The organism is Mumia sp. zg.B17, from assembly GCF_019550915.1.
GTDB lineage: Bacteria > Actinomycetota > Actinomycetes > Propionibacteriales > Nocardioidaceae > Mumia.
Genome location: NZ_JAHWCI010000005.1, coordinates 156,192 through 177,251, shown reverse-complemented (window position 1 = coordinate 177,251; position 21,060 = coordinate 156,192). Strand labels below are relative to the sequence as shown.

Genomic DNA, 21,060 nt, shown 5'->3' with positions numbered 1-21,060 from the left:
AGGTTCCATGGACACCGGCCACGCAGCCTGGATCCTGACCTCCGCGTCGCTCGTGCTCCTGATGACGCCGGCCCTGGCGCTCTTCTACGGCGGGATGACGCGGACCAAGTCCATCCTCAACATGATGATGATGTCCTTCAGCGCCATGGGCGTCGTCATGGTCGTCTACGTGTTGTGGGGCTACTCGATGTCCTACGCCTCCGGCGGCGAGGACAGCATCGGTGGCTTCTTCGACAACCCGTTCACCCTGTTCGGGCTGCGCGACGTCTCGGGCACCGACTACCTGACCGTCGCCTTCCAGGCGACGTTCGCCATCATCACGGCGGCCCTGATCAGCGGTGCGCTGGCCGAGCGCGTGAAGTTCTCCTCGTGGCTGCTGTTCCTGCCGCTGTGGGTCACGCTCGCCTACTTCCCGCTCGCGCACATGGTCTGGGGTGGCGGCTTCCTCTCCGGAAGCGCCGACGGCCTGGCCGCGGCCATCTTCGGCACCACCGACGGCGCCGCGACGATCGCCCCCATCGACTACGCCGGCGGTACGGTCGTCCACATCAACGCCGGTATGGCGGCGCTCGTCCTGGTGCTGCTGATCGGCAAGCGGAGGGGCTTCGGCAAGGAGCCGACCCGCCCGGGCAACCTCCCGCTGACGATGCTGGGTGCCGGCCTCCTGTGGTTCGGCTGGTTCGGCTTCAACGTGGGCTCGTACGTGTCGGTGCCCGACGAGCCGATCAGCGCCGGTGCGGAGGGCTTCGTCGAGAACACCATCGCCTACGCCACCGCGTTCTCCGGTGAGACCGGTCTCGTGTGGGTCAACACCTCCGTCGCCGCTGCGGCGGCCATCATCGGCTGGCTCGTCGTGGAGAAGATCCGTGACGGCAAGGCCACCTCGCTCGGTGCCGCTTCGGGCATCGTCGCCGGCCTCGTCGCCATCACCCCGGCGTGTGGCGCGCTGAGCCCGATCGGCGCGATCGCCCTCGGCATCGTCGCGGGTGGCCTCTGCGCCCTCGCGGTCGGCCTGAAGTTCCGGTTCGGCTACGACGACTCGCTCGACGTGGTGGGCGTCCACCTGGTCGGCGGCCTCGTCGGCACCCTCGGCATCGGGTTCCTCGCGGTCGAGGGCGGGCTGCTCTACGGAGACGGCATCAAGCTCTTCGTCGTCCAGGCCGCGATCGCTGCCTTCGCCATCCTCTGGTCGGGTGTCTTCACGCTGCTCATCGGCCTGGCCATCAAGGCGGTCATGGGCTGGCGCGTCGCCGAGGAGGACGAGGTGGAGGGCATCGACCTGGCCGAGCACGGCGAGTCGGGGTACGACCTCGCACCCGCGTCGGGCGTCGCCCGTCCCGTCACGGCGGCTACGCTGACCACCACCCCCGAAGGAGCCAAGGCATGAAGCTCGTGACCGCGGTGATCAAGCCGCACAAGTGGGAAGAGGTCCGCGAGGCCCTCGAGACCTTCGGCATCACCGGCATGACCGTGACGGAGGCCAGCGGCTACGGCCGTCAGAAGGGTCACACCGAGGTCTACCGTGGCGCCGAGTACGACGTCTCGCTCGTCCCCAAGATCCGGGTCGAGATCGTGACCGAGGACGAGGACGTCAAGGACGTCGTCGACGTGGTCGTGAAGTCGGCCGCGACTGGCAAGATCGGTGACGGCAAGGTCTGGGTCGTCCCGGTCGAGTCCGTCGTCCGGGTCCGTACCGGAGAGACGGACGAGGCGGCGCTCTGACCGAGGAGCTCAGCGCACGGCGCCGGTCCAGGGCGGACGCCCTGGACCGGCGCTTGCGTGAGTGCTTCACCGAGGCCGCCTCAGACCTGCCTGAGGGCGAGCGGCACGGCCTCGCGCTGGTCGCGGTCGGCGGCTTCGGACGTGCCGAGATGTCGCCCTTCAGCGACGTCGACGTGGTCCTCGTCCATCGCGACGGCGCTTCGTCTGCGCTCGTCGCGCAGGTCGCCGAAAAGATCTGGTACCCGCTGTGGGACGGGGGCGTCACGCTGGACCACGCGGTCCGCAGCGCCGGCCAGATGCTGCAGACCGCCGACGAGGACTACCGCGCCGCGCTCGGGATGCTCGACGCGCGTGCGGTGGCGGGTGACGCCGCCGCGGTGGTCGCGCTGCGGTCGGAGATCCTCACCGCGTGGCGCCGTACGGCCCGTCGTCGCCTCCCCGAGCTGGGGCGCGCCACCCACGAACGCGTCGAGCGGCTCGGCTGGCTCGCGCAGTCGGCGGTGATGGACCTCAAGGAGTCAGGGGGTGGCCTGCGCGACGGGACGGTCATGCGTGCCCTGGTCGCCAGCTGGCTGGTCGACGTGCCGCACCGTGAGCTCGAGGCGCTCCGCGCGGCGTTGCTGGACGTCCGTGACGTCCTGCACGAGGTCGCGGCCCGTCCCACCGACCGGTTGACACCCGACCTCGTGCCGGAGGTCGCGTCCGTGATGGGCTACGCGCCCGACCAGCTGGACCTCCACGTGCGCGACCTCGGCCGCCGCACCGCTCACCTGGCGAACCGCACGTGGCGACGCGTCGATGCCCTGCTCGGGGAGCGTCCGCGCTCCCGCAGCGCCCCAGGTCCTCGCCTGGACCCGGTCGCGCCCGGGGTGGCGGTCGTCGGCGACGAGGTCGTGCTGACGGGGTCGCCCGATCCCGACGAGGACGCGCTCGTGGCGCTGCACGCCGTGGCGGAGTCCGCTCGGCGAGGCCTCCCGCTGGCTGCGGCCTCCGCGGCACGGCTCGCCCGGGGCGCGGTGCCGCCCGAACCGTGGCCCCCTGAGGCGCGTCGTCTGCTGGTCGAGGGGCTGACCGCCGGACGCGGACTGGTCACCGTGTGGGACGAGATCGACCTCGCGGGTCTGGTCGACCGCTGGCTGCCGGAGTGGGCGCCCCTGCGGCTGCGTGGCTCGTCGTCCCCGGTGCACCGGTTCACCATCGACCGGCACTCCGTCGAGACGGCCGTCGTCGCCTCCGGCCTCATGCGCACGGTCGCACGCCCGGACCTCCTGGCGGTGGCGGCCCTGCTCCACGACGTGGGCAAGGGACGCGAGGGCGACCACAGTGAGGTGGGAGCACCGATCGCGCGTGCGGTGGCGACGAGGTGGGGCTTCGGGGAGGCCGACGCCGACACGATCGAGGACCTCGTCCGGCGGCACCTCCTCCTGCCCACCATCGCGACGCGTCGTGACATCGAGGACCCCGACACGGCCGCGAACGTCGCCGCGCTCGTCGGCGACGCCGACCGTCTCGACCTCCTCCTCGCGCTCACCGAGTCCGACGCCCGCGCGACGAGCCCGCAGGCCTGGTCCGCGTGGCGGTCCGGGCTGATCCGAGGGCTCGCGGCGAAGGTGCGGGTCGTGCTCGGCGACGCCGCGGCGCTGGACGACCCCTCGTACGAGGGCTGGCCGGCGGGACTCGCGGTCCCGTCGAGGGTGCTGGGGGACGCGCCGTTCCTGGTCGACGTCGCCGGGCACCACGAGGGATCGCTGGTCCAGGTCACCGCACCCGACCGTCACGGGTTGCTCGCCGATCTCGCCGGCGCCCTCAGCGTCGCCGGTCAGCAGATCCGGTCGGCGCGGCTGGTCGAGCGCGACGGGACGACGACCAGCATCTGGGAGGTGGCCGGTCGAGACGTGGACGAGGCACGTCTCGTCCGCCGGATCCGGCAGGTGCTGGAGGGTCAGCTGTCGCTGGACGACCGTCTCGCTCCGTCGGGGGAGGGGCCGACGGAGCCTCTTCAGGTGATGCTCCACCACGACTCGTCGACCTCGGCGGTGGTCGAGGTGCGCGCTCAGGATCAGCGCGGCCTCGTGTGGGCCGTCGCGCGGACCATCACCCAGGAGGGCTACGGCATCCGCTCGGCCCACCTCTCGACCTTCGGGCCGCAGGCTCGAGACGTCTTCTACGTCGTCGACGGCGCGGGCGCCACGCTGAGCACGGAGCAGGCGGACGCGCTGGTCGAACGGCTGCGAGGGCTTCCGCTCTGACGGGCGCATCCGCCCTCGACGACGCGACGGGCGTACGGGCGGAGGGTCGCTTCGGGGCAGCCGTTAGGCTGGAACCCGCGCACGCCGCACGTCGCGGCTGTCACGACACCTGTGAGGAACGGCTGTCTTGTTCGACACACTCCAGAACCGCCTGCAGACCACCTTCCGCAACCTCCGCGGCAAGGGAAAGCTGTCCGAGGCCGACATCGATGCCACCGCCCGAGAGATCCGGGTGGCTCTGCTCGAGGCGGACGTCGCGCTGCCCGTGGTCAAGGAGTTCGTCGCCCGGGTCAAGGAACGCGCCCGTGGTGCTGAGGTCAGCCAGGCGCTGAACCCTGCCCAGCAGGTCATCAAGATCGTCAACGAGGAGCTCGTCGGCATCCTCGGTGGTGAGACCCGTCGGCTCAGGCTGGCCAAGAACCCGCCGACCGTGATCATGCTGGCCGGCCTCCAGGGCGCCGGCAAGACGACGCTCGCGGGCAAGCTCGGCCTCTACCTCAAGGGCCAGGGTCACTCGCCGATGCTGGTGGCGGCCGACCTCCAGCGCCCCAACGCGGTGACGCAGCTGCAGGTGGTGGGCGAGCGGGCCGGGGTCGACGTGTACGCCCCGCAGCCCGGCAACGGTGTCGGCGACCCCGTCCAGGTGGCCAAGGACGCTCTCGCGGAGGCGCGCAAGTCCCTGCACGACGTGGTCGTCATCGACACCGCCGGTCGCCTCGGCATCGACGAGGAGCTGATGAAGCAGGCGTCGGAGATCCGTGACGCCACCGATCCCGACGAGGTGCTCTTCGTCGTCGACGCGATGATCGGCCAGGACGCCGTGCGGACCGCCGAGGCGTTCCTCCAGGGAGTCGACTTCACCGGCGTCGTGCTGTCCAAGCTGGACGGCGACGCGCGCGGCGGTGCGGCGCTCTCCATCGCGCAGATGACCGGCCGCCCGGTGATGTTCGCCTCCAACGGCGAGAAGCTCACCGACTTCGACGTGTTCCACCCCGACCGGATGGCCTCGCGCATCCTCGATCTCGGCGACATGATGACGCTGATCGAGCAGGCTGAGAAGGCCTTCGATGTCGAGCAAGCGCAGAAGGCCGCCGAAAAGCTCGCCGGCAAGAGCGGCGACTTCACGCTGGACGACTTCCTCCAGCAGATGCAGGCCGTCCGCAAGATGGGGTCGCTCAGCAAGATCCTCGGGATGCTGCCCGGCGCCGGCCAGTTCAAGGACCAGCTTGCCAACTTCGACGAGCGCGAGATCGACCGGATCCAGGCGATCATCCAGTCGATGACGCCGGCGGAGCGCCACAACCCCAAGATCATCGACGGCTCCCGCCGCTCGCGCATCTCACGTGGCTCCGGGACCCAGGTCAGCGACGTGAACCAGCTCGTCGACCGCTTCTTCGAGGCCCGCAAGATGATGCAGCAGATGGCCAAGGGCGGCGGGATGCCGGGGATGCCCGGCATGCCGGGGATGCCCGGGATGCCCGGCATGGGTGGCAAGCGTGCGGGTGCCCGTCAGCAGGCCAAGAAGGGCAAGGGCAAGGGCAAGCGCGTCTCCGGCAACCCGGCGAAGCGCGCTGCCGCGGCGCAGGCCGAGGCGGCCAAGCCCAAGGCCGACGGCGCCTCGGCGTTCGGCTTCGGTGGCACCCCGCAGCCCGACGGCGACGTGGAGATCCCCAAGGAGATCCGCGACCTCTTCTGAGGTGCGGCCCGTCGGGTCCGCGCCGCCCGGAGGTCCACGGCCGCCTGAGCCGTACGGCGCCTGAGCCGTACGGCCACAGGTCACTGCCCCCGCGAGGGAAACCAGCCGGCCCGGCCGAGCTGCGCAGGAGCCTGGGGGAGCCCGAGCTGCTCGGAGATCCACGCGCCGGTCTCGGCGACCTGGGTCGGGTCGACACCGGTGGTGAAGCCGGAGCGGTGGAGCAGATAGAGCAGGTCCTCGGTCGCCACGTTGCCGGTCGCGCCCGGAGCGAAGGGGCATCCGCCGATCCCGCCGGCCGAGGCGTCGAGGACCGAGACCCCGGCCTGCACCGCGGCCAGCGCGTTGGCGTAGCCGGTGTTGCGGGTGTTGTGGAAGTGCGCCCGGAGCGGCACGTCGGGCGCGAGGTCGCCGAGCGTGGAGACGAGCTCGGTCACCTGGGTCGGCACCCCGACGCCGATCGTGTCGGCGACCGCCAGCTCGTCCGGCGCCTCGTCCAGGACCGCGGCGGCAACGTCGCGCACGCGGCTGGTGGGGACCTCGCCGTCGAAGGGACAGCCGAACGCTGCGGCGAGGATCACCGACGTCCGTAGTCCTGCGGCGCGTGCGACCGGTGCGATGGCATGCCACGCGGCCACCTGGTCGTACGTCCCGACGCCTTGGTTGCGCACGGCGAGGCCTTCGGAGGAGACAACGACGACGGTGACCTCGTCGCAGCCCGCCGCGATGGCGCGGTCCAGCCCACGACGGTTCAGGACCAGCCCGATCGCGCTCAGTCGCGGGTCGTCGCGCACCGCCGCCATGAGGTCCTCGGCGTCGGCCATCTGGGGGACGCGGTCGGGCCGGGCGAAGGCGGTGACCTCGATCCGTCGCACCCCGGCGTCGAGGCTGCGGCGCACCAGCTCGGCCTTCACCGACGTGGGAAGGATCGTGGCCTCGTTCTGCAGACCGTCGCGGGGAGAGACCTCGACGATCTCGACCGCCTGGGGCATGGTGCTCGCTGTCATCGCGTCCTCCTGGGATCCCTGGGCGTCGGAGTCTATCTGATATACGATCTTGTCCATGTCAATGGAGCAGACGCCCGGCGCTCTCGCCGGGGTGCGTGTCGTAGAAGCGGGCCAGCTGCTCGCGGGTCCCTTCGCCGGACAGCTGATGGGTGACCTCGGCGCCGACGTGGTCAAGGTGGAGGCGCCGGGTGTCGGTGATCCGATGCGCCAGTGGGGCCGCGAGAAGCCGCACGGCCACTCGCTGTGGTGGCCGGTCGTGGCACGCAACAAGCGCTCGGTCACCCTCGACCTCCGCCGACCCGAGGGCCAAGAGCTCTTCCTGCGCCTCGTCGAGCACGCCGACGTCGTCCTCGAGAACTTCCGGCCCGGCACGCTCGAGCGGTGGAACCTCGGCTACGACCGGCTCAAGGAGCGCAATCCCGGCATCGTCCTCGTCCGGGTCAGCGGCTACGGCCAGACGGGCCCGTACGCCGGCCGTGCCGGGTACGGGTCCATCGGTGAGGCGATGGGTGGGCTTCGCTACATCACCGGTGAGCCTGACCGACCGCCGTCGCGGACCGGGCTCTCGATCGGCGACTCGCTCGCCGCGACCCATGCGACCGTGGGGACGCTCGCCGCGCTGCTGCACCGGGAGCGGACGGGTGAGGGACAAGTCGTCGACAGCGCGATCTACGAGGCCGTGCTCGCGATGACCGAGAGCCTGGTGACCGAGTGGGACGTCGCCGGCTACCAGCGTGAGCGGACCGGTCCGATCCTGCCCAACGTCGCTCCCAGCAACGTCTATCCGACCGCGGACGGCCACACCATCCTCATCGCCGCCAACCAGGACACCGTCTTCCGACGCCTGGCTGCGGCGATGGGGGAGCCGGAGCTCGCCGAGCTTCCGTCCTACGCGAGCCACGGGGCGCGCGGGGCCCACCAGGAGGAGCTCGACAGCCGGATCGCCGACTGGACGGCGAAGTACGACGCCGACGCCCTGCTGGTGCTGCTGCACGAGGCCGGTGTCCCCGCAGGGCGCATCTTCCGTGCCGCCGACATGCTCAAGGACCCGCACTACGCGGCGCGTGAAGCCGTGGTCCGTGTCCCGGACCCGACCTTCGGCACGCTCGCGATGCCCAACGTCGTCCCGCGCCTCTCGGGCACTCCCGGAAGCATCCGTTGGACGGGCCCGTCGCTCGGCGAGCACAACGACGAGGTGTACGGCACGCTGCTCGGTCTCTCCGACGACGAGCGGGCGGCGCTTGCCGAGGCCGGCGTCATCTGATGGAGCGCGGCGACGACTACGCGGCGGCGGGCTTCCTCGGCCGCCTGGGCTTCGGTGAGCGTCCGGCTGTGGTCGTGGTCGACGTCGTGACCGCCTATCTCGACCCGGAGTCACCGCTCAGCGATCGCGGTGGCCGCTTCGAGCGGGCTCGTGAGGCCGCAGCGCAGGTCGTCCACGCGGCCCGGACCGGCGGTGTCCCCGTGGTCTTCACCGAGGTACGGCTGATGGCCGGCGGCGCCGACGGCGGCCTGTTCCGGCGCAAGGTGCCGGCGCTCGCCGCCTTCGAGGCGGGCTCGCCGTGGGCGGCGTTCCCCGACGAGCCGGCTCCGCTGCGGGGAGAGGTCGTCGTGTCCAAGCAGTACGCGTCCGCCTTCTTCGGCACCTCGCTGGCCTCCACCCTGACGGCGTGGGGCGTCGACACGGTCGTGGTGGTCGGGTTCTCGACCAGCGGCTGCGTGCGCGCCACGGCGGTCGACGCCCTCCAGCACGGCTTCCGCCCGATCGTCGCTGCCGACGCCTGTGGGGACCGCGACGTGGACGTGCACGAGCACAACCTCTTCGACCTCGACGCGAAGTATGCGGACGTGGTCGCGGTGAGCGACGTGGTCGCTCACTTTCTCGCCCCATCCTTGTCCCGCACCTCAGAAGGAGCCGTACCGTGATCGAGCAGGATCTCTTCGACGATGCGCTGGAATGGGCGAGCTTCGCCCCTGCCGGTGCCGACCAGAAGGCGGAGATGGTGCTGCTGCACCAGTCCGCCGACGCCACCTCCCGCACCGTCCTCGTCCGTTTCCCCGCACGGTGGCAACGGGCCATGACCGGCAACCAGCCCGCCGGCGAGGAGATGCTGGTGCTCGAGGGAGCGCTGTCGATGTCGGGCAGCACGTGCCGTCCGGGGCAGATCCTCGTCGTGGAGCCGCGTGCGACCCGCTCCGAGACGGGCGTCGAGGACGAGACGCGTGCGCTCGTCTGGTTCAGCGGGGCGGCCGGCGGCTGGGTCGAGGGCGTCGCCCCTGAGCCCGGAACGATCGCCGTCACCGACCTCGCGCCGGGCGTCGTACGCCCTGGCGGAGGAGCGCTGTCCGGATCGGTGGAGCTGCGTGACGGCGCCGACCTCGGCGCTTTCCCGACGGACGCCGATGTCTACTGGCCCGCGCTGGGACGGTGGGCGCACCTCGCGGCCGGAGAAGCCGCTCCCTCGGGTGAAGGCACGGCGGTCGTCCGCCACTGGGCCTGACGACGTCCCGAAACGAGCGCGAGCCCCCCACCCGACATCGGGTGGGGGGCTCGTCTGTCGTGTCAGCGTCCTGACAGCGCTCGTGCCGCGTCCTTGTCGTACGTCCGAGCGGCCCACCGCAGGATCAGGACGCTGGTGAACAGCGGCGGCACCAACGCCAGGAACGCGGTGTTGATCGATCCGGTGGCGTCGGAGACGGCGCCGATGAGCAGCGGCCCGCCTGCGCCACCGAGGCTGAGCAGGAACTGCACGACGGCGAAACCGAGGCCTCGTCGTTCGGCGGGTACGACGTCGGCGGAGGCGGCTGTCAGGTTCGGGATGGCTCCCGAGAAGCCCACGCACGCCACCGCGACGAGAGCGATCCGAAGCCCGAGGCCCGGGAGCAGGACGACGCCGGTGATCGACACGGCGCCGACGAGCAGGAACCACATGCTCACGCGGATGCGCCACCCCGACCGCGTGCCGTGGTGCCGGTCGCCGATCCGGCTGCCGAGGACGATGCCGACCACGATGCCGACGCCGCCGATCCCTCCGGTGATGGCCGCCGCGGAGTCGTTCGCCAGTCCCTCGGTGCGCTCGAGCAGCGTCGGGAGCCAGTAGAAGAGGCCTCCCAGACCGAGGTAGAGGAACGCGAGGCTGATGGTGATCCCCCGCAGCGACGCGATGGCGAGGACCGCGCGCGCCTCCCTGAACATCGAGGTCGTGAGGCTCGGCGGCGACGCCTCACCGTCGGGATCGGCAGCCGCGCCCGCCACCGTCGCGGCGCGGAGGCGGTCGATGCGGTCGCCGATCCCGCGGATCGGCTCGCGGACCGTGAGGACGAGCGCCGCGACGAGGACCCCGGGGACCGCGACCAGGAAGAACACGGACCGCCAGTCGAGCGCCTCGGAGATCGCGCCACCGACGGCGACGCCGATGGGGAGGCCCATGTAGTAGCCGGCCCGCTCCAGGCCGAATGCCTTCCCGCGGGAGGTCCCCGGGTAGAAGTCGGCGAGGAGACTGGACGACGGGGGGTTGTAGAGCTGACCCGCGGCACCGAGCATGATGCGCGTCATGAAGAACAGCGCGAACGTCGTCGCGAGGCCGCTCAGCACGGAGCAGACCGCCCAGACGAGCACGACGAGAGCGACGATGCTCGTCCGGCGACCCTTGTCCGCGAGCCGACCGGCAGGGAGGAGGAGCACGACGCCGGCCAGGGCGGCTGCGGTCGGGATGGCGCCGGCCATGGTGTCGCTGAACCCGAACTCCTCCTGGATGGCGGGCAGGGCGCCGGCGATGAGGTTGACCTCCACGCGGTCGATGAACGCCACGAGGGCGATCACGATGGCCGGCCACCACCCGAAGGGAGCGGGACGGGCCAGGTCGACGTCGACCGGGGGGCGTCCCACGAACACGTCGAGCGGGACAGTGGTCTTCGCGCCGGCCGGGGGAGGCACCGCGTCCTGCTCGAGCGCCGGCGGCTCTTTCGGCTCGCTCACGTCCGGGTCCTCTCGTCGGCATTCAGGTTCGTGAAAGTCTAGGGGACGATCGTAGAAGGATATATGGTTTACGCATGACAGTCGTACGCGTCGCCGCGATCCAGCTGGCCGTGACCGAGGACACCCAGGCCAATCTCGCCGGTGCCGTCCGCCTCGTCGAGGCCGCCGCCGGCCAGGGCGCGCAGATCGTCGTGCTCCCGGAGTTCGGCAATCACGTCTCCTGGTACGCCGACCGTGACCACGCGCGCCGGATGGCGCAGACGCTGGACGGCCCCTTCGTCGGGACTCTCGCCGCGACCGCTGCCGAGCACGAGCTCTATCTCCTCGTCAACTGCACGCTCGCCCAGGAGGACGGCCGGACGACCGGCAGCAACGTCCTCCTCGGGCCCGACGGTTCGGTCCTCGCCACCAGCGACAAACAGGTCCTCATGGGGAGCGAGCGTGACCACCTCGACCCGGCCACCGAGGCGTCGCCGGTCGTCGAGACACCGCTCGGCAGGATCGGCCTCTACTCCTGCATGGACGGCGTCATCAACGAGACGCCGCGCATGCTCGCCGTCGGCGGGGCGCAGATCCTGCTCAACAGTCTCAACTCCTTCGCGCTCGACGAGGCGTCGTTGCACGTCCCGGTGCGCGCCGTCGAGAACCGGGTGTGGGTGGTCGCGGCCAACAAGGTCGGTCCGCTGGTGCCCGGGCACAGCATCGACGCGGTCGCGACCGCGGTGGGCGTGCCGACCGAGCTGCTCCACGGGGCGGGGGAGAGCCAGATCGTGGCCCCCGACGGGACCGTCGTCGCTCGCGGGCCCCGGACCGGTGAGGCGGTCGTGATCGCCGACATCGACGTCGCCGAGGCTGACGACAAGCGACGGCCCGACGGCACCGACCTCCTCGCCTCACGTCGGCCGGAGCTGTACGGCGCGATCGTCGAGGCGCCGCGAGGTCGTCGCGCGCCCGCCGGGAGGGCGACGCTCGAGGCCGCCGTGCTGGCCCCGCGCGAGGGCGACGACGTCCTCGCCCTCGTCCGCGAGGCGGCCTCCGGCGGCGCCGAGCTGGTGGTCCTCCCCGAGCTCGCCGGGTGGGCGCACGGTGTGGCCACTCCCGGTGCGTCTCCGCAGCTCACCACGGAGGCGCTCCGAGACGCCCTTGCCGGTACGACGACGCTGGCCGTCACCTCGGTCGTCGACGACGACCGGCACGTCGGCCTGGTGGTGGGTGCCGGTGGCGTGGTGCACTCGCAACCGCAGCTGCACACCTGCGCGCGGCACGCCGCCTGGGCGACAAGGCTCAGCGAGGGTCTCGACGTGATCGACCTCCCCTGGGGCCGACTGGCCGTGGTGGTGGGCGACGACGCCCTCTATCCCGAGACCTTCCGACTCGCGGCACTGCAGGATGCCGACGTGGTCGCGGTCCCGTTCACCACGGCTGCCGCGCACGACCTTGATCTCCTGCTGCTCGAGCGGGCCGCTGAGAACCGGCTCAATCTCGCTGTCGCCTCCCGACCGGGCACGCACGGTGCGGGCATGCTCGTCCCGCTGTCGGCCGACTTCACCCTGTGGAGCGGCGGATGGCAGTTCGACGGCGTCATCAGCAGGTCCGAGCCTGTCTTCTCGGCCGGCTCGGTGACGACCGCGACGTTGAGACCCGAGCAAGCGGTCAACCGCTTCGTCTCTCGCGGCACCGACGTCGTCGACGGTCGCCCGTGGGCCCTGGCCGACGCGCTCGTCCGCCCGCACGACCTGGCTGAGGCCTCCGCGTGAGCGGCGCGTCAGCCTGAGCGAGGACGCCGGCGCCAGATCGGGCGCGGCAGATCAGGCGGGGTCGATCAGGCGCTGTCGGCCACGTCGCGGCTGCCGAGAGCGGCCATCAGCGACCGCTCACTGGCGTCGAGATGGGCGATCCACGACTTCTTGAAGGCGGCAGCCTTGCCGTCTCGCGCGAGCTCGAGGAGCTCGCGGTGCTCGTCGATGCGCTGCTCCTTGGTCTCGGGAGCGTGGTCGAGGTCCTTCATGAGCAGGTGCAGGTAGCGGTCGGCCGAGTGCCAGAGGAGCTCGAGGACGTTCCTGTCGACGTTGCCCATCACATCGAGCAGGAGCGTCTCGTGGAAGGCGTGGTGGGCGGCCGCGAGAGTCGCGGGCTCGCGCTCGATCGCGGCGTACTCCTCGAGGGCCTGCTCGGCGTCGGCGAGGCGTTCCTCGGTCATGCTGCGGGCCGCCTTGACCGCGAGGTCGCCCTCGATCAGGCGGCGGAGGCGGTAGATGTCTGCCAGGTCCTCCGGGCTCAGCGCTGCCACGAGGGCGGACCGTCCGGGACGCAGGCTGACGATGCCCTCGCTCTCGAGGCGGCGCAGTGCCTCGCGGACGGGGATGTGGCTCACGTCGTACAGCTCGCAGAGCTCGACGATCGACACCGACGACCCGGGCTGGATCTCCCCCGTGAGGATCGATGCCCTCAGCTCGCTCGTCACACGGTCGACGAGCGACACGTGGGCGATCGGGCGGGTGGCCCGGTCGGACCGGCTTCGTCGTGCCATGCGGGTGCTCCTCGGATCCGGGTACGGCGCTGTCCCTACATCATAGATTCTTGCGCATCTCACGCCGACTGGCGAGCAGCCGAACTGTCGTGTTGTAAAGATGGCGCAGGCGCAAGTTGATATTGTATATTCTCTACCACCTGAGGAGGTGGTTCGGTGGTGGAGTCGTCGACGTTCCGCGACGTGCTGGCCCAGTGGCCGAGCGGTGTCACCGTCGTCACGACCGTCGTCGACGGTGTGCGCCACGGCATGACGGCGAGCTCGTTCTCGAGCGTCAGCCTCGACCCGCCGCTCGTCTCCATCTGTCTTGACCGTCGGCTCTACACCCACGGTCTCCTCACCTCGAGCGGCGTGTTCGGCATCAGCGTGCTCGCGAAGGACCAGGGCGAGGTGGCGCGTCGGTTCGCCGGCATGGCGGGTGACGTGGGCGACCGCTTCGACGGTGAGACGTGGTCCACCGCGGCGACCGGGGTCCCGCTGCTGGACTCCGCGCTCGGCTGGCTGGACTGCCGCATCGTCCATGCCTATCCGGGCGGCGATCACACGATCTTCGTCGGCGAGGTGCTCGCAGGGCACGCGGCCCGCCGTACGGCGCCGTTGCTGTTCCACTCGCGAGGATGGGGGCAGTTCGCCGACGTGCTCCCCGACGTCGCGACGCTCGCGGACAGCGGACTCGTCTCGTCGTTGATCAGCCGCGGCGAGAGTGGTGACACCGTCCGCCAGACTGCGCACCACGTCGGCAGGTCCGGCATCCGCGTGCGCGTCGCCGATCTCACCGCGGACGCGCCGCTCGAGGCTCTGCCGTGGACGGGCCGTCAGCCGGAGGCCGGTGCCCGGGCTCCCCAGGAGCACAGTGCGCTCGTCGAGTCGCTCGTCCAGGCTCGTCAGGCGGTCGAGCGGGGGATCCCCGTCCTCGAGATCCGTGCCGACTGTCGCGACCTGCGCTCGGTCGAGGACGCCGCGGTGCTGCTGCGAGAGCTCGAAGCCATGCCCGACGTCCACGGCCGGGTGGTGATCCTCGAAGACGTCTTCGCGGAGCCGGGGGGCGACCACCCGCTCGCCGCGATCGACCTGCTCGCCAGCGCCGGCGCGACCGAGATCTGCCTCGACGACACCGAGGGTGCCGCGACCCCGCTCCAGGTCCGCGCCCTCCTCCAGGACGCCGTCGGCCTCGCGCGGCCCGTCCCGCTACGGCTGCGGCTGCGAGACAACGACCGGCTCGGCCTGGTGAACGTGCTGACCGCCTTGAAGTCCGGCGTCCACCACTTCGACACGACGCTGGGCGGTCTCGACGGCGCAGTCGCCACCGAGGACCTCATCCGTCTGCTCGGCACGCTCGACGTCACCACGCCGGCCGACGCCGTGGCGCTGGATCGTCTCGCACGCCGTGTCCGCGGTCGCACCGCGGTTCCTGCCGTCGCTCCGAACGGTTCTCTTCCGAACGGCTCCACCGCGAGCACCTCTCCCGAACCGACCCCCCTCCCCACTCTCTAGGAGCTGATGACGGCCATGCTGACCGCCGAACACCTCTTGACCGATCTCACTCCCGACGAGCGCGAGCGGGCGGCGCGGGTCGAGGCGATCCTCCCCGCCGTCCGAGACGCGGCCCAGGAGGCCGACGCCCGCGGCCAGTTCCCCGAGGGCCACGTGAAGCTCCTCGCCGAGGCCGGCCTGCTGGGGCTCGTCGTCCCCACCGAGTACGGCGGTCTCGGTGGCGGCCTGCGCGACCTGGTCGCCACGACGTACGCGCTCGGCACGGTCTGCGGATCGACCGCCCTCGCCTTCTTCTTCCACTGTTCGGCGTCCTCGCGTGGGTTGCTGCCGCTGGCCGCGCTCGACGCCGGCCTGTACGAGGACGACGAGGTCGCGGAGGTGCGAGGGTTCGCCGAGCGCGTCCTGCACCTGATGGGAACCGACAAGCGCTGCCTCGCCAACTTCGCGAGCGAGGCTGCGAAGGCCAGCAATGCCAACGTCCTCATCTCGACCACCGCGACCCCGGTCGAGGGCGGTTGGCGCCTCGACGGCGAGAAGTCGTTCGGCTGCCTGTCGGGCACGGCCGACTTCTATCTGGTGACCGCCCGCCGCGCCGACATCGACGGGATCGACGGCATCTCGCTGTTCCTCGTCGCCCGCGACTCCGAGGGCATCCGCCCGCGGCAGGAGTGGAGCGGCCTCGGCATGCGCGCGTCCGACAACTTCGGGCTCGTGATGGAGGACTGCTTCGTCCCTGCCGACCACGCGTTGGCGGTGCCCGCCGGGTTCGCCCGTGCGACGTCGATGTCGCGCGGGTCCTGGGTGGGCAACCAGATCGCGATCGCGGCGATCTACGCCGGGATCGCCCAGGGGGCGTGGGACTACGCCTTCGAGCGCACGATGAAGGCGCGCTTCGCCGACACGGGCAAGCCGATCGCCTCCTCGCCGATGCACCAGGTGCTGATCGGCGAGGCCCAGACCGACCTGACCGACATGCACCTGTGGCTGCGCTACCAGGTGGAGCTCGAGTCCAGCGACCCGCCGATCCTGCCCAAGCCCGAGGTCATCAAGAACTGGAAGCTCGCCAAGGGCTCGATCTGCGAGAAAGCCTTCGCCGTGGCGGTCGGATCGTTGAAGATGTGCGGGACGTCGGGCGCACTGCTCGACAACGTGATCGGTCGTTCCGTACGCGACACCGCGATGGGTCTGGTCCAGGCCTTCCCCGCCGAGCGGGGACGCCTCGACCTCGCGCAGCTGCTCGTCTCCGACGAGTCGTGGAGCGGCCTCACGACCCCCGACGCGGCCGATGCGGCGGCGAAGGCGAAGACGGAGGCGGGACGAGGATGACGAGTACGGCGGACACTGCGGGTCCGGCAGCGGTGACGCTGCCGGAGCTGGTCGAGGTCGTGGCGGGGGAGGTCGCCCCGGCGACCGGCACGCTCGACCTGTACCTGGAGGACCCATCCCGTGCCGTGCGTCTCGGCCCCGCGGTCGAGAGTGCACCGGAGTCGGTGGAGCGAGCCCTTCGCGCCGCCGACGCCGCCCACACCACGGGGACGTGGTCGTCGACCTCGCCGGCCGAGCGGGCCGACCTGCTCGACGCCGTCGCGACCGCGCTCGAGGCGCGTCAGCCCGAGCTCGCCGCTCTCGAGGCCTTCGCCACCGGCGTCCCTGTCCGTCAGACCTCCATCGTCGGCATGATCGTGCCGGGCGCCTTCCGCCTCGCCGCGGAGATGCTCCGCTCGGGCGCGCTGGTCGAGGCGCCGGTCACCGGCGCGAGCGGCCAGCCGGTCGAGGTGCTCCGGCTGCCGGTCGGACCGGCGGTCTGCCTGGTCCCGTGGAACGCGCCGGCACCGATGGCGGCCCACAAGGTGGCGAGCGCCCTGGCGGCCGGGTGCCCGACGATCCTCAAGCCCAGCGAGTACGCGCCGTACGCGACGACTCTGCTCGGGACGACCGTGGCGGAGGTGCTCCGTGACGCCGGCGTCGACGGGGGAGTCTTCCAGCTCCTCCAGGGCGGCCCTCGTGTCGGTGGGTCGGTCGTGACCGACCCCCGTATCCGCGCCGTCTCCTTCACCGGGGGTGCCGCCGGCGGCCGAGCGGTCGCGGTGGCCTGCGCCGAGAACCTCAGTGCGCTCCAGCTCGAGCTGGGCGGCAACAACCCTCTCGTCGTCATGCCCGACGCCGACCCGGAGGTCGCCGCGCGCGCCGCCGTCGACCTGCTCACGACGCTCAACGGTCAGTGGTGCCGCGCGCTGGGCCGCCTCGTGCTGCCCGAGACGTCGGCCGACGCGATCATGGCTCTGGCGCTCGAGCGGCTCGCGGCGCTCAAGGCGGGGGACCCGCTCGACGAGTCGTCCGACCTGGGTCCGATCGTCCACTCGGTCCACCTCGCGCGCCTCGAGGGTGCGCTTGCGAGCCTCCAGGCCGCCGGTGGCGAGATCCACCGCGCGACCACGCTTCCTGACGCCGGCAACTACCTGGCGCCTGCGCTCGTCACGGGCGTGGCGCCCGAGGACGCCGTCGAGGAGGTCTTCGGGCCGATCGCCACGGTCCACACCTACGCCGACGAGGCGGAGGCGCTGGCGATCGCCAACGGCACGGCGTACGGGCTCGAGGGCTACGTCGTCGGGACCGACACCGAGCGCGCGTTGGCCTTCGCACGGCGCGTCCGCGCGGGCGAGGTCAAGGTCAACGGCTCCTCGATCATGAGCCTGCACCTGATGACGCCGCGACCCGCCTGGGGCATGTCCGGGCTCGGCGAGGAAGGCACGATCGAGACGATCCGCTGCTTCACCGGGGCTCGCGTCGTCGGCGTCGAAGGCAGCTTCGCGCTGCACGGCCGATGAGCGCCGAGGGGTCGTCGGCCGAGCGGCTCCGCGAGCTCCTGTCCGGCGACGCGGTCGTCCACCTGCCCGGCGTCCACGACGCGGTCACGGCACGACTGGCCGTCGCGTCCGGCGCACGGGCGGCGTGCCTCTCCGGCGCGGTGGCCTCGGCCGTCGGGCTCGGACTGCCGGACCTCGGCTTCGTCCACGGGAGCCAGATCGCAGCGCGCGCTCGTGACGTCGTCCCCTCGCTGGGGGGTGTGCCGCTGCTCGCCGACGCCGACACGGGCTATGGCAACGCGCTCCAGGCGCGCGAGACGACCCGTGTCTATGCCGCGGCCGGCATCGCGGGCCTCCACCTGGAGGACCAGGTGGCCCCGAAGCGGTGCGGTCACATGAGCGGCAAGGCGGTGATCGGGGTCGCCGAGGCCGCAGGCCGCGTCCGCGCGGCGGTCGACGCCCGCACCGGCATCGTGGTCGTGGCGAGGACCGACGCCCTCTCGGTCGAGGGCATCGGCTCGGTCGTGGAACGGGCGCGCGCGTTCGTCGACGCCGGCGCCGACGCGGTCTTCGTCGAGGGTGCAGCACCTGCCGACCTGGCCGAGGTCCGTGCTGCCCTCGGCACGCCTGTCCCGTTCGTGCTGAACCGTTCGGAGGCAGCGGGTTCCGACGGCGAGGTCCCGGACGACGCGACCCTGGCCGCGCTCGGCGTGCGGCTGGTGATTCATCCGGTCTCGGCCCTGCTCGCGGCGACGCGCGCGGTGGCCGACGTCTATGCGGCGATCGCGCGGTCCGGACGCGCCGGGGAGGCTCCGCGCTGGGCGTGGGACGACCTGACCGCCTTGCTCGGACTCGATGACCAGCTCCTGCTCGAGGAGCGCTATGCAGAGGAGGTGACCGTGCGATGACCGACACGGTCGTTGTCGTGGGTGCAGGCCCGGTCGGACTCACCGCGGCGTTGACGCTGGCTCACGCCGGCCATCCGGTGACGGTGCTCGAGGCGGGGGAGACCCTCTCGGCGGAGTCGCGCGCGAGCACGTACCACCCGCCGACGCTCGAGATGCTCGAGCAGCTCGGTGTGCTCGACGCGCTGATGGAGCGCGGCATCGTCTCCCGGCTCTTCCAGTATCGTGACCGGCACGAGGGTCCGATCGCCGAGCTCGACCTCGGCGCGCTGGCCGGTGACACCCCGTACCCGTTCCGTGTGCAGTGCGAGCAGAGCAAGCTGACTCCCATCCTCCTCGAGCGGCTGCTTCAGCACGAGGGCTGCACGGTCGAGTTCGGCGAGCCGGTGACCGGCGTCGTCCAGGACGACGCCGGAGTGCGCGTGACGAGCGCGACCGGACGGGAGTGGTCGGCCGGCTGGGTCGTCGGAGCGGACGGCGCGAGCTCCGTGGTGCGCAAGGCTGTCGGTGCCGCGTTCGAGGGGATCACCTATCCCGAGCGCTTCCTCGTGGTCTCCACGACGGAGGACCTCACTGCCGCCCTCCCGGGGATCGCGGACGTCAACTACGTGTTCGACCCGTCGGAGTGGTTGGTCCTGCTGCGGACGCCGGAGCACTGGCGCATCCTCTTCCCGACCGACCCCGACAGCCCGGCGGAGGACGAGGTCGCCGCTGCCCGCGTGCAGGAGCGGCTTCGGCGCGTGGCCGACCTGGGGCGCGACTGGGCGGTGCTCCACGCGTCGCTGTACGCCGTGCACCAGCGCGTCGCCGACCGGTTCCGGACCGGTCGTGTGCTCCTGGTCGGAGACGCCGCCCACGTCAACAACCCGCTCGGCGGGATGGGGATGAACAGCGGCGTCCACGACGCGGTGCTCGCCGCGACGGCCCTTGCCGACGTGCTGGCCGGCACCGCCACCGTCGCCGATCTGGACGACGTGATGGAGCGCAGGCGTGACGTCGCCCTCTCGTACGTACGCACCGTCACGCACGACAACTGGAAGCAGCTGCGCGAGCAGGACCCTGCCGCGCGCGCCACCCACCACGCCGAGCTCCGCGCCCTGGCAGCCGACCCGGCCGCAGAGCGGGCCTACCTTCGCCGGACGTCCATGATCGACTCGTTGCGGCCGCTCGACCCGACTCTCGGGGGCGCCCGGTGAGCGGTGCGGCCACCACGCCGCGGGAGAACCCGGCCCGCACCACCGAGATCGTCGGGGAGACGCCGGTCGCCAGCGCTGCTGAGGTCGACGTCGCGGTGGCCCGAGCCCGCACCGCCCAGGCCGGCTGGCTCGTCGTGGCACCTGCCGACCGCGCCGCGACGCTGCGCGCCGCGGCGGACCTGCTCGAGCCTGGCCTCGACGATCTCGCCGTCCTGATGGCGCGGGAGACGGGCAAACCGCTCGCGGACTGCCGCGGCGAGGTCGGGTTCGGCGTGGCCGTCCTGCGGTGGGCCGCAGACCGCGGGGAGGCCCTGCTCGTCGACCACGTCGTCGACGACGCGGAGGGCCGGCTCGTCCGCCGCCACCGGCCGTACGGGGTGGTCGCGGCGGTGACCCCCTGGAACGCACCGGTCGTCCTCACCATGCTCAAGGTCGCCCCGGCCTTGGTCGGCGGCAACGCCGTCGTCGTCAAGCCGTCACCCCTCGCTCCGTTCGCGGTCGAGCGGCTGCTCGCCACGATGGGGGAGGTGCTCCCCGAGGGGCTCCTCCAGACCGTCCACGGTCACGCCGACACCGCGACCGCGCTGGTCGGGCACCCCGGGGTCGATCGGGTGGCCTTCACCGGGGGCGACATCGCCGGACGGGCGATCGCGCGGACCGCCGCCTCGGCGCTGACGCCCTCGTTGCTCGAGCTCGGAGGCAACGACCCGGCGATCCTGCTCCCCGACGTCTCGCTCGACGACGGCGCCATGGACCGTCTCGTGATGGCGTCGTTCGCGACGAGCGGGCAGGTCTGCATGGCGGTGAAGCGCCTCTACGTCCACCGCTCGCGCTACGACGAGGTGGTCGGCGCCTACCGCGAAGCAGCGGCCCGTGTGCTGCGCACAGGCGACCCGCTCCACCCCGGCGTGACGATGGGACCGGTCGTGAGCGCGGCCTCGGCCGAGCGTGTGCGCGGGCTCGTCGCGGGGGCGAGCGCCCGCGGTGCCGAGGTGCTCGAGCTGGGGTCGCTCGACGACGCGACCGCGTTCGAGGGCGGATACTTCGTCCGACCCACCCTGGTCCTCGGTGCTGCCGACGACGACGACGTGGTGGCGACGGAGCAGTTCGGTCCGACGCTTCCCATCCTCGCGTTCGACTCCGAGGACGAGGTGGTCGCGAGGGCGAACGCCGGCGACCTGGGGCTCGGCGCCTCGGTCTGGTCGCGCGACGAGGAGCACGCGTTCGCCGTCGGGGCGCGTGTCGATGCCGGGTTCACCTTCATCAACACGCACAACCGCACCGGCCTGGCGCTGAGGGCGCCGTTCGGTGGCGTGAAGCGCTCGGGGTGGGGGAGGGAGTACGGCGACGAGGGGATCCTCGAGCACGTGCAGACCTGCGTCCTCCACGCGCCGGCCGCGTTCAGGGCCGGCGGCGTCGCGTTGGCGGCGACGGCGTACCCGAGCTGACGCCCTATCAAGTTTCGGTCACGGCTGCCC

General features: G+C 71.8%; 17 protein-coding genes. 14 read left to right on the top strand and 3 right to left on the bottom strand.

Translation table 11 applies throughout. The annotated features are described in order from the left end of the window. The first annotated feature begins 7 nt into the window (after positions 1–7). The 4 genes from KV097_RS06475 (at position 8) to ffh (ending at position 5,667) form a co-directional block, all read left to right on the top strand. Positions 8–1,387, top strand: a complete 1,380-nt coding sequence (locus tag KV097_RS06475; RefSeq protein ID WP_220341236.1) for an ammonium transporter — start codon at positions 8–10, stop codon at positions 1,385–1,387. After that, positions 1,384–1,722, top strand: coding sequence for a P-II family nitrogen regulator (locus tag KV097_RS06470; protein ID WP_220341237.1), 339 nt, complete (start codon positions 1,384–1,386; stop codon positions 1,720–1,722). Before KV097_RS06475 ends, KV097_RS06470 begins: the two co-directional genes overlap by 4 nt. Next, positions 1,656–3,971, top strand: coding sequence for a [protein-PII] uridylyltransferase (locus KV097_RS06465; RefSeq protein WP_220365619.1), 2,316 nt, complete (start codon positions 1,656–1,658; stop codon positions 3,969–3,971). Before KV097_RS06470 ends, KV097_RS06465 begins: the two co-directional genes overlap by 67 nt. Before the next feature lie 127 nt (positions 3,972–4,098). After that, on the top strand, positions 4,099–5,667 hold the full coding sequence (ffh, locus tag KV097_RS06460; protein ID WP_220346899.1) for a signal recognition particle protein: 1,569 nt from the start codon (positions 4,099–4,101) through the stop codon (positions 5,665–5,667). 80 nt (positions 5,668–5,747) lie between these two features. On the opposite strand, the gene KV097_RS06455 is transcribed toward ffh, so the two are convergent. Continuing rightward, positions 5,748–6,671: a hydroxymethylglutaryl-CoA lyase gene (locus KV097_RS06455; protein WP_220365409.1), complete on the bottom strand. Its 924-nt coding sequence runs from the start codon at positions 6,669–6,671 to the stop codon at positions 5,748–5,750. A 55-nt stretch (positions 6,672–6,726) separates the two neighbouring features. Here KV097_RS06455 and KV097_RS06450 point away from each other — a divergent pair, with 55 nt between their 5' ends. From KV097_RS06450 to KV097_RS06440, 3 genes are read left to right on the top strand one after another with little or no spacing between them, the layout of a single operon-like run. Further along, entirely contained in the window at positions 6,727–7,935 is a 1,209-nt protein-coding gene (locus KV097_RS06450) for a CaiB/BaiF CoA-transferase family protein (protein WP_220365408.1), read from the top strand. Further along, complete coding sequence (locus tag KV097_RS06445) at positions 7,935–8,597, top strand: isochorismatase family protein (RefSeq protein ID WP_220365407.1); 663 nt, start codon at positions 7,935–7,937, stop codon at positions 8,595–8,597. Before KV097_RS06450 ends, KV097_RS06445 begins: the two co-directional genes overlap by 1 nt. After that, positions 8,594–9,172 carry a hypothetical protein gene (locus tag KV097_RS06440; RefSeq protein ID WP_220346903.1) on the top strand — a complete coding sequence of 193 codons (579 nt, stop codon included), beginning with the start codon at positions 8,594–8,596 and terminating at the stop codon, positions 9,170–9,172. The genes KV097_RS06445 and KV097_RS06440 overlap by 4 nt, the downstream gene beginning before the upstream one ends. Before the next feature lie 62 nt (positions 9,173–9,234). On the opposite strand, the gene KV097_RS06435 is transcribed toward KV097_RS06440, so the two are convergent. Beyond that, positions 9,235–10,650: an MFS transporter gene (locus KV097_RS06435; RefSeq protein ID WP_220365406.1), complete on the bottom strand. Its 1,416-nt coding sequence runs from the start codon at positions 10,648–10,650 to the stop codon at positions 9,235–9,237. 74 nt (positions 10,651–10,724) lie between these two features. On the opposite strand from KV097_RS06435, the gene KV097_RS06430 reads away from it, so the two are divergent. Then, positions 10,725–12,407: a nitrilase-related carbon-nitrogen hydrolase gene (locus KV097_RS06430; protein ID WP_220365405.1), complete on the top strand. Its 1,683-nt coding sequence runs from the start codon at positions 10,725–10,727 to the stop codon at positions 12,405–12,407. A gap of 65 nt (positions 12,408–12,472) precedes the next feature. Here KV097_RS06430 and KV097_RS06425 read toward each other — a convergent pair whose 3' ends face one another. Then, positions 12,473–13,180 carry a GntR family transcriptional regulator gene (locus tag KV097_RS06425; protein ID WP_220341245.1) on the bottom strand — a complete coding sequence of 236 codons (708 nt, stop codon included), beginning with the start codon at positions 13,178–13,180 and terminating at the stop codon, positions 12,473–12,475. A gap of 156 nt (positions 13,181–13,336) precedes the next feature. Between KV097_RS06425 and KV097_RS06420 the strand changes: the two genes are divergently transcribed. From KV097_RS06420 to KV097_RS06395, 6 genes are read left to right on the top strand one after another with little or no spacing between them, the layout of a single operon-like run. Next, positions 13,337–14,674 (top strand): flavin reductase, encoded by a 1,338-nt coding sequence (locus KV097_RS06420; RefSeq protein WP_220365404.1) that lies wholly within the window; start codon positions 13,337–13,339, stop codon positions 14,672–14,674. A 6-nt stretch (positions 14,675–14,680) separates the two neighbouring features. Continuing rightward, positions 14,681–16,000 (top strand): acyl-CoA dehydrogenase family protein, encoded by a 1,320-nt coding sequence (locus KV097_RS06415; protein ID WP_220346907.1) that lies wholly within the window; start codon positions 14,681–14,683, stop codon positions 15,998–16,000. Beyond that, positions 15,997–17,502 (top strand): aldehyde dehydrogenase, encoded by a 1,506-nt coding sequence (locus KV097_RS06410; protein ID WP_220365403.1) that lies wholly within the window; start codon positions 15,997–15,999, stop codon positions 17,500–17,502. Before KV097_RS06415 ends, KV097_RS06410 begins: the two co-directional genes overlap by 4 nt. Next, positions 17,499–18,389: an oxaloacetate decarboxylase gene (locus KV097_RS06405; protein WP_220365402.1), complete on the top strand. Its 891-nt coding sequence runs from the start codon at positions 17,499–17,501 to the stop codon at positions 18,387–18,389. Before KV097_RS06410 ends, KV097_RS06405 begins: the two co-directional genes overlap by 4 nt. Beyond that, the gene (locus tag KV097_RS06400) at positions 18,386–19,582 is read left to right on the top strand and encodes an NAD(P)/FAD-dependent oxidoreductase (RefSeq protein ID WP_220346909.1); all 1,197 of its coding nucleotides are present in this window, start codon (positions 18,386–18,388) and stop codon (positions 19,580–19,582) included. Before KV097_RS06405 ends, KV097_RS06400 begins: the two co-directional genes overlap by 4 nt. Further along, positions 19,579–21,030 carry an aldehyde dehydrogenase family protein gene (locus KV097_RS06395; protein ID WP_220365401.1) on the top strand — a complete coding sequence of 484 codons (1,452 nt, stop codon included), beginning with the start codon at positions 19,579–19,581 and terminating at the stop codon, positions 21,028–21,030. Before KV097_RS06400 ends, KV097_RS06395 begins: the two co-directional genes overlap by 4 nt. Positions 21,031–21,060: the final 30 nt, after the last annotated feature.

Excerpts from the sequence above, each read along its gene's own strand:
- KV097_RS06415 (WP_220346907.1), top strand. The coding sequence starts at position 14,681 with ATGACGGCCATGCTGACCGCCGAACACCTCTTGACCGATCTCACTCCC.
- KV097_RS06425 (WP_220341245.1), bottom strand. The coding sequence starts at position 13,180 with ATGGCACGACGAAGCCGGTCCGACCGGGCCACCCGCCCGATCGCCCAC.
- KV097_RS06470 (WP_220341237.1), top strand. The coding sequence starts at position 1,384 with ATGAAGCTCGTGACCGCGGTGATCAAGCCGCACAAGTGGGAAGAGGTC.
- KV097_RS06405 (WP_220365402.1), top strand. The coding sequence starts at position 17,499 with ATGAGCGCCGAGGGGTCGTCGGCCGAGCGGCTCCGCGAGCTCCTGTCC.
- KV097_RS06445 (WP_220365407.1), top strand. The coding sequence starts at position 7,935 with ATGGAGCGCGGCGACGACTACGCGGCGGCGGGCTTCCTCGGCCGCCTG.
- KV097_RS06400 (WP_220346909.1), top strand. The coding sequence starts at position 18,386 with ATGACCGACACGGTCGTTGTCGTGGGTGCAGGCCCGGTCGGACTCACC.
- KV097_RS06410 (WP_220365403.1), top strand. The coding sequence starts at position 15,997 with ATGACGAGTACGGCGGACACTGCGGGTCCGGCAGCGGTGACGCTGCCG.
- KV097_RS06455 (WP_220365409.1), bottom strand. The coding sequence starts at position 6,671 with ATGACAGCGAGCACCATGCCCCAGGCGGTCGAGATCGTCGAGGTCTCT.
- KV097_RS06450 (WP_220365408.1), top strand. The coding sequence starts at position 6,727 with ATGTCAATGGAGCAGACGCCCGGCGCTCTCGCCGGGGTGCGTGTCGTA.
- KV097_RS06475 (WP_220341236.1), top strand. The coding sequence starts at position 8 with ATGGACACCGGCCACGCAGCCTGGATCCTGACCTCCGCGTCGCTCGTG.
- KV097_RS06430 (WP_220365405.1), top strand. The coding sequence starts at position 10,725 with ATGACAGTCGTACGCGTCGCCGCGATCCAGCTGGCCGTGACCGAGGAC.